The sequence below is a fragment of the Cedecea sp. genome, assembly GCF_036500665.1.
Lineage (GTDB): Bacteria > Pseudomonadota > Gammaproteobacteria > Enterobacterales > Enterobacteriaceae > Cedecea.
In genome coordinates this window covers 1-1,856 of sequence record NZ_DASYBS010000110.1, presented here as the reverse complement: position 1 = coordinate 1,856, position 1,856 = coordinate 1, and the positions used below count along the sequence as shown (strand labels likewise).

1 protein-coding gene and 2 pseudogenes are annotated in these 1,856 nt (G+C 48.3%); 1 reads left to right on the top strand and 2 read right to left on the bottom strand.

What is annotated here, in order from left to right; genetic code table 11:
* A pseudogene (locus VGM55_RS27600) lies at window positions 1–543 on the top strand (transposase); the annotation flags it as partial.
* Window positions 544–965: 422 nt separating this feature from the next.
* Here the strand turns inward: VGM55_RS27600 and VGM55_RS18915 are convergent.
* Window positions 966–1,079 (bottom strand): annotated as a pseudogene (locus tag VGM55_RS18915) (AAA family ATPase); the annotation flags it as partial.
* Window positions 1,080–1,160: 81 nt separating this feature from the next.
* Window positions 1,161–1,772, bottom strand: coding sequence for a methyltransferase (locus VGM55_RS18910; RefSeq protein WP_331636331.1), 612 nt, complete (start codon window positions 1,770–1,772; stop codon window positions 1,161–1,163).
* Between the last annotated feature and the right edge of the window lie 84 nt (window positions 1,773–1,856).

Genomic DNA, 1,856 nt, shown 5'->3' with positions numbered 1-1,856 from the left:
ATTCGGGATTATCGGGAATGGTGCCAGTTTCTTGAGGCCCAGTTCCGGCGGCGCTGGAAAATCCACTTTGCTAAAAAGACAAAGCACGCCCGACAAAACGTCAACTATATTGGCCGTTACCTGAAACGCCCACCGATAGCTGCGTCCGCGTTGCGGCATTACACCGGCGGAGCCGTTGTACATCACTATTATGACCATCGCACACAGCGACACCGAAGGCAAATGCTAAGTCAGGAAGAGATGCTGCTGCGCTACATCAACCATAGTCCGTCCCGGCATTTTAAAATGGTGAGGTATTACGGTTTCCTGTCCAACCGTAGACGCGGCACGCTGCTGCTAAAAGTGTAGGCAGCCCTGGAGATGGAGGTAAAGACAAAGCCGGCCAGACCAGGCTATGCATCCCTGATGAAACAATTTACGAATGTGGATCCGTACCAGTGCGTGCTGTGTGGCAGCCGGATGGTATTTTCGGGTGCAGAAGCGGGTGTTCGTGCAGAGGAATTACTGGCCCGACGCCATTATCGGCAGGAAAAAGAGCGATAGTTGCTTGCAGCATAGGGAAGTTCTGTCTGAAATTTGTGTTTCAGGTTAAAAACGCATCAAAACACGCATTTTATCGCCAGAAGTGCCACGAATGCGCGCCATCATTGTGTTCCAGACAACGACGATCACAGTAGGGAAATTTATAAAACACATTTTCACTTTCCTAACCATCAAGTCCGGTCGTTTCGGTATCGAGGAAGACGGGGTCCAGCGCTAACCAGGTATGTGTAGTGACCTGCATTTGAAATCGACCCGACCTGCATTTACTCCCGGTTTTCGGCCCACATTAGCTGCAACCAGCGCAGGTCTCTGACCCACAATACCTGCAAATGAACCTGCATTTCATCTTCGCTGGCTCACAATAACTGAAAATGAAAAACTGGCCAGCAGCCCTGAAAGCTACTAGTTTTTAAGAAGACGAATTAAATGGGTAACCCTGCGGCCAGAATGCGATCCCGCAGTTCGGCCGTACGGGTCGGGTCCAACTGGTGATTGAACAGTGCCCTGATTTCTGCCGGTTTGGCATTAAATGCCTGACCTTGAATTATTTTGTTGAGAGCATATGTGGTGATGCTAAGCATTAACAGCTTTAGCACCACCAACTACACCTGACACGATTACATGGCGATTGCTTCAATAATAGAAGTCAAAGAGCGGGTAGGATAAATTGTCTGAAGTGCAAAACCACTGGTCTCAAGAAGCCGACTGTATTCCTTCATCGTCCTCTCCCTCCCGTTGAGGGTCATTAACATCACCACATCCAAGTTAACCGCAGGATGAAAAGCACCATCATCAGGTAAAATAGCTTCAATAACCAGAAGTTTTTTCCCTTTATTAATGGCACGGCGCAGGATCGTTAATATTTTCAGGCAATCCGCATCTGAAAAGTCATGCAGAATATTTTTAAGTAGATAAATATCGCCGCCTTTTGGCATATCATTAAATATGTCACCGCCCTCTACCTGCCAGCGACTTTCCAGCCCAGCATCGGACAATAAGGTGTTTGCCACCGTTTCTGGTCTGTCGAAAAGCAATCCAGATAAACCAGGTGAACAGAACAGAACTTCTCTCAGCAAACCGCCTTTTCCTCCAGCAATATCAATTATCTGTCCTTCATCAGGAAACGGATAACTTTCTGCTATTTTCTTGTTCACTCCCGACGTCAGAGCTGACTGAACCGCCCCGGTTTTCCGGGAGAGTGTTTTGTCTGTGAACTCAGGCTGCCAGATCCTTATTCCCGATGGAAGCGTACCAGGCCTTTTCCGCTTCTGCCGGTGGGATATGACCCAGCCGTTCCAGTAACCGTTTGTTGT